This is a genomic window from Candidatus Stoquefichus massiliensis AP9 (assembly GCF_000455285.1).
Taxonomy (GTDB): Bacteria; Bacillota_I; Bacilli_A; order Erysipelotrichales; family Coprobacillaceae; genus Stoquefichus; species Stoquefichus massiliensis.
The window spans coordinates 201213-206550 of sequence record NZ_HG005284.1; the positions used below are offsets into that span (position 1 = coordinate 201213).

The 5338-nt window shown below is 30.4% G+C and carries 7 protein-coding genes; all 7 read right to left on the minus strand.

The genetic code is table 11. The annotated features are described in order from the left end of the window. Positions 1–165 precede the first annotated feature (165 nt). Positions 166–876 (minus strand): GntR family transcriptional regulator, encoded by a 711-nt coding sequence (locus BN350_RS01060; RefSeq protein WP_028041943.1) that lies wholly within the window; start codon positions 874–876, stop codon positions 166–168. Positions 877–953: 77 nt separating this feature from the next. Next, positions 954–1493, minus strand: a complete 540-nt coding sequence (gene yfcE / locus BN350_RS01065; RefSeq protein ID WP_028041944.1) for a phosphodiesterase — start codon at positions 1491–1493, stop codon at positions 954–956. Then, positions 1490–2248: an exodeoxyribonuclease III gene (gene xth, locus BN350_RS01070; RefSeq protein WP_028041945.1), complete on the minus strand. Its 759-nt coding sequence runs from the start codon at positions 2246–2248 to the stop codon at positions 1490–1492. Before xth ends, yfcE begins: the two co-directional genes overlap by 4 nt. Before the next feature lie 31 nt (positions 2249–2279). Beyond that, positions 2280–2894 (minus strand): GyrI-like domain-containing protein, encoded by a 615-nt coding sequence (locus BN350_RS01075; RefSeq protein ID WP_028041946.1) that lies wholly within the window; start codon positions 2892–2894, stop codon positions 2280–2282. A 161-nt stretch (positions 2895–3055) separates the two neighbouring features. Continuing rightward, entirely contained in the window at positions 3056–3577 is a 522-nt protein-coding gene (gene nrdG, locus BN350_RS01080) for an anaerobic ribonucleoside-triphosphate reductase activating protein (protein ID WP_028041947.1), read from the minus strand. A gap of 2 nt (positions 3578–3579) precedes the next feature. Further along, positions 3580–3810: an anaerobic ribonucleoside-triphosphate reductase gene (nrdD, locus tag BN350_RS21780; protein ID WP_420885230.1), complete on the minus strand. Its 231-nt coding sequence runs from the start codon at positions 3808–3810 to the stop codon at positions 3580–3582. A 38-nt stretch (positions 3811–3848) separates the two neighbouring features. Continuing rightward, positions 3849–5338: anaerobic ribonucleoside-triphosphate reductase (gene nrdD / locus BN350_RS21170; RefSeq protein ID WP_420885231.1), on the minus strand; the 1490-nt coding region annotated here is incomplete at its 5' end.

Sequence of the window (5338 nt, forward strand, 5' to 3'; positions counted from 1 at the left end):
TTTTTGACACTAATAGTATAAGATTTATTTAACAAAAAGTCAATGCTTTTAAAGTAAAAGTATGGTACTTTTTTAAAAAAGTACCATTCTAGGCTGATTTTTTAATACAATTTTTTTCGACATTTTTTCATAATATGAAAAAAGTCACGATTCTATCATGACTTTTTACTGTTGCAGCACAATTGTTTGAAATTCAAAATCGGCATAATGATGTCTCGCAAGTGTATATTCAAAGATAGCACCATTACTTAAATAAGAGATTTGTTCTTCTTGAATATATGGTTCATATTCTTTTAAACCTAGGTATTGTTGTTCTAATGGTGTTGATAAAGCTGCATTAATTGTTAAATGACAACTTTGTATTTTTAATTTGAGTACTTTTTCTATATATTCATAAATTGAACCTTTTAAATGATCTAATTTAAGATTTGGTATTAAACTAATTGGCATATAGCTTATATCTATAAGATGTGGTTTTTTATCTAAAAAACGTAATCTTATAATATGATAAACAAAATCTCCTATTTCAATCTGTAACTTCTTAGAAAGGACTTCATCAGCGGGAACAACTTCAAATTCAAGAACTTCACTTGTAACTTCTTTAATTCCTGCATACTTTCCTGTTAATCCACGTGCAAATTTATTTGTTGCATTCTCCATTGCTGGATCATAATCTTTTACAAATGTACCTGCTCCACGCCTTCGTATAATCAACCCTTCTTTAACTAGAATTTCTAATGCTTTCTTCATCGTTTCTTTATTACAATGATAACTCATGCATAATACATATTCATAAGGGAGCTTCTGTCCAAAAGTATATTCATTATTTTTAATCTTGTTTCTTATATCATCAGCAATATCTTTATACTTTGACATCTTACTCACCCCCACCATAATAAAAATACCATACTTTTCATTTCATTTCACGGTTTTTTTATAAAATTTTAATAAATTTATATTTTTATACTCTTAACTACTGTTTTTTCTAAAGTAATAATCTTCAATTCATGATTTTCATAAACACCAAAATTTTTCTCACCCTCTTTAGGTAAAGCAATAGAAGAAGGATTAAAAATCACTATGCCATCTTTTTGATAAGCCATAGGTTTATGAAAATGCCCATACATCAAAATATCTCCTTTATTTAACGCAGGCATCTGTCCTTCATTGTATAAATGTCCATGTGTTAAAAAGAAACGATGACCATCCATATAAACTTCAACATAATCACTACGCATTGGAAAATCTAAAACCATCTGATCAACCTCTGCATCACAATTACCTCTCACCGCAATAATCTGTTCTTTATATCGATTCAATATTATAGCAACTTCTTTCGGGTTATAACCCTCAGGCAAAGGATTTCTAGGACCATGATACAATAAATCTCCTAACAAAATTAACTTATCCATTTTTTCTGATTCATAGATAGCTAATACTTTTTTGAGATCATTCAAAGACCCATGAATATCTGAAACAATCATGCATTTCATTCTAATCCCTCCAATTCTACTCCTACAGGGCAATGATCAGAACCCATAATGTCTGTATAAATATAAGCATCTTTGATTTGATCTTTTAATTCTTCTGAAACAACAAAATAATCAATTCGCCATCCTGCATTCTTTTCTCTTGCTTTAAACATATAAGACCACCAAGAATATGTTTCTTGAGTAGGATACTTATATCTAAACGTATCAATAAATCCACTCTCTAATAATTGCGTAAACTTTGTTCTTTCTTCATCAGTAAAACCAGCATTTTTATGATTTGTTTTATCATTCTTTAAATCAATTTCCTGATGAGCAACATTTAAATCTCCACATATAACCACAGATTTTTTCTTTTTTAATGTCAAAAGATAAGTTCTAAACTCATCTTCCCATATCTGACGATAATCCAATCTCTCTAATTCTCTTTTTGAATTAGGCGTATAAACTGTCACAAAATAATATTTTTCAAATTCTAAAGTAATAACGCGACCTTCTTGGTCATGTTCTTCTATTCCAATACCATAAGTCACATGAATTGGTTCTTTTTTGGTATAAATAGCTGTTCCACTATATCCTTTTTTTATTGCATCATTAAAATAAGAAGTATAACCTTCAAATTCTAAATCAATCTGTCCTTTTTGTAATTTTGTTTCCTGTATTGCAAAGATATCAGCATCAATATCTCTAAAAAAATCAGGAAAACCTTTATTAACACATGCTCGTAACCCATTCACATTCCATGATACATATAACATAATTCTTCCTCCTTTGATATAAGAAAAGGGGCTATACCCCTTCTTCTTCAATTGCATATCTAACAATTGTCTTTAATTTATCCTTTGTGACTTTTTCTGGATCATTTAAATAAATCTCATGATGTAAACCTATCAGTTTCATATTCTGAATCGTAATATATTCCATAATCTGCTTGGTTGTATCTATTTCTGTATTATAAGCACCTTTATGTAACATCTGAACACAACGCCCTTCTTCCATTCTTTTGAGATATGCATCTACAATATATGGATTATCTTTTCTAATAGCGACATCTTCTTTAATTTTTTCAAAAGTCTCTTCATCTAATACTTTAGGTTGAGCTATCATGAGCGTAAACTTAATCATCTTTTTTCTTGTCACATCAAATTGACTATTATCATAAGTATCCCATAATCCTTCTAAAGGAGAGATAAGATATAAAAGATCCATTTCTTGTTTAAAGTAATCTTTAATTGCTTTTGATAATATATGCAAAGCTTCAGACTTTAATTTAAATTCATCTACATTCGGATTTCCGATTCCATCTATCATAATAAAATTGAATTCTGGTACATCTACAACATCTATTCTTTTCGTAGAAGCATCATATTGTTTCTTGTATTCTTTTCTAATGCCTTCTTTCATAGAGGAATTCCTCCTTTCATTGCCATATCATTATATATAATTTAAAAAGAAATTTCCACTTAATTTTAGGATTATTTTATTTTTTATAACCATAATTTTTATTTTTCACACAAAAGTGTCATTTATTTATAACAAAAAATCTTCTAGATTTATCTAGAAGATTACATTTTATCCCATAAAACAATACTTTTTGATTTTCTTGTCTTATTCAAATCAATAATTCTTTGATTACTTGAACCTCTAAATTTTAAACGAATATCTTTTTGTTGAAGAACAAATGGTCCATCAACTAAAATATCTATATAGCTTAATAATTCATCAGTCATATCAGTATGAACCTTTCCACCAGATAATAAGTCCTCTAAAAGATAACCAGTATAACACCAAACATCTTTATCAGGATACTGCTGATGAAATGTTCTCAGTAATTCTAACAATCCTTCCTGATTAACAGGTTCCATAGGTTCTCCCCCTAGAAGGCTCAAACCTTTAATATGAGACGGTTTTAAAGCATTCATGATATAATCTATTGTCTGGTTGGTAAACTCTTCTCCATAGTGAAAATCCCAGGCAATTTCATTAAAACAATCCTGACAGCGATGAGTACAGCCAGAGACAAAGAGTGAGACTCTCACCCCTGTTCCATTAGCAATATCAACGTCTTTAATGGAAGCGTAATACATCTTTATAAGTGTAGAACACGTTCTTTAATTTCTTGTGTTCTTCCCTGATTCCAAAATTGCGTACCAATATAACCACAAGTACGTCTTGCTACACTCATCTTATCCTGATCAGTATTACCACAATGAGGACATACCCAAATCAGTTTCCCATCATCATCTTCTTTAATCTGAATTTCTCCATCATAACCACATTCCATACAATAATCACTCTTTGTATTTAACTCAGCATACATAATATTTTCATAAATATGATGCTATAATAAGACTATCATTACATAATATTTTCATAAATATGTTTCATAACAGATAACACAGCATCAATATTATCTTGCATATTTGGAACCTCTACATAGCTAATTGCTCCACCAGGAGATAATTGCTGAAATTGAGATTCAAATGTTAATTTTGTAAAAGCATCAATTTCTTCTGTAACATTCACATGATAACTATTTGTAATATAACTCTTATCAGTTACACCAGGAATCTTTCCAAAACGCTTTTGTAAACATTTTGCAAACTTATATGTAGTTGATTCAATTGGTGTTCCATATAAACTAAAGTCCATATTTTCTTCTGCCTTCCACTTTGTACAAGCATCATTTAAATGTTGCATAATTTCTATTGCAAAAGGTGTAATATCAGGATCAGTATGCGATTTTCCAGTCATATATTTCACACATTCACAAAGTCCTGCATACCCTAAAGAAATTGTTGAATATCCACCATATAATAATTTATCTAAAGTTTCACCTTTATCAAGTCTTGCTAAGGCACCATATTGCCACAAGATAGGTGCCACATCACTAGGCGTTCCTTTTAAGCGATTATGACGACACATCAAAGCTTCTTTACACAAGTCTAATCGCTCATCCATAATACGCCAGAATTCCTTTAAATCACCTTTAGAAGAACAAGCCACATCAACTAAATTAATTGTTACAACACCTTGATTAAAACGTCCATAATATTTTGCACGTTGTGTATCTGGATCTACATAAGGTGTTAAGAAACTACGACATCCCATACAAGTATAACAATGTCCCTCACCATTTTTATCCACTTTTAACTCTAACATTTTCTTTTCAGAAATGTAATCTGGAACCATACGTTTCGCAGTACATCTTGCTGCTAATTCAGTTAAATACCAATACTGACTATCTTCATGAATATTATTTTCTTCTAAAACATAAATTAATTTAGGAAAAGCTGGTGTTACATAAATTCCCTGTTCATTTTTAACACCTAAAATTCTTTGATTTAATGTTTCTTCAATAATCATTGCCAAATCATCTTTTGTTTGACCTTCAGGCACTTCATTCAAATACATGAAAACAGTCACAAAAGGAGCTTGACCATTTGTTGTCATTAAAGTAATGACTTGATATTGAATCATCTGAACACCACGGTTGATTTCTTTACGTACACGACATTCAGCCAATTCATTAATCTGCGCTTCAGTCACCTCAATACCTTCCTGAATAAATTCTTCACGAACCTCTTTTCTAAACTTTTGACGACTCACATCAACAAAAGGAGCTAAATGAGACAAACTAATACTTTGTCCTCCATATTGAGAACTTGCAACCTGAGCAATAATTTGTGTTGCAATATTACACGCTGTAGAAAAACTCTTTGGTCTTTCAATCATCGTTTCACTAATAACAGTTCCATTTTGCAGCATATCCTCTAAATTCACCAAACAGCAGTTATGCATATGTTGTGCAAAATAATCAGAATCATGAAAATGAATAATTCCTTCTT

What these genes read in the sequence shown, in the direction of transcription:
- nrdG (WP_028041947.1), bottom strand. Translation starts at nt 3,577, where the DNA reads ATGTATTACGCTTCCATTAAAGACGTTGATATTGCTAATGGAACAGGG.
- BN350_RS01075 (WP_028041946.1), bottom strand. Translation starts at nt 2,894, where the DNA reads ATGAAAGAAGGCATTAGAAAAGAATACAAGAAACAATATGATGCTTCT.
- nrdD (WP_420885230.1), bottom strand. Translation starts at nt 3,810, where the DNA reads ATGTATGCTGAGTTAAATACAAAGAGTGATTATTGTATGGAATGTGGT.
- xth (WP_028041945.1), bottom strand. Translation starts at nt 2,248, where the DNA reads ATGTTATATGTATCATGGAATGTGAATGGGTTACGAGCATGTGTTAAT.
- BN350_RS01060 (WP_028041943.1), bottom strand. Translation starts at nt 876, where the DNA reads ATGTCAAAGTATAAAGATATTGCTGATGATATAAGAAACAAGATTAAA.
- yfcE (WP_028041944.1), bottom strand. Translation starts at nt 1,493, where the DNA reads ATGAAATGCATGATTGTTTCAGATATTCATGGGTCTTTGAATGATCTC.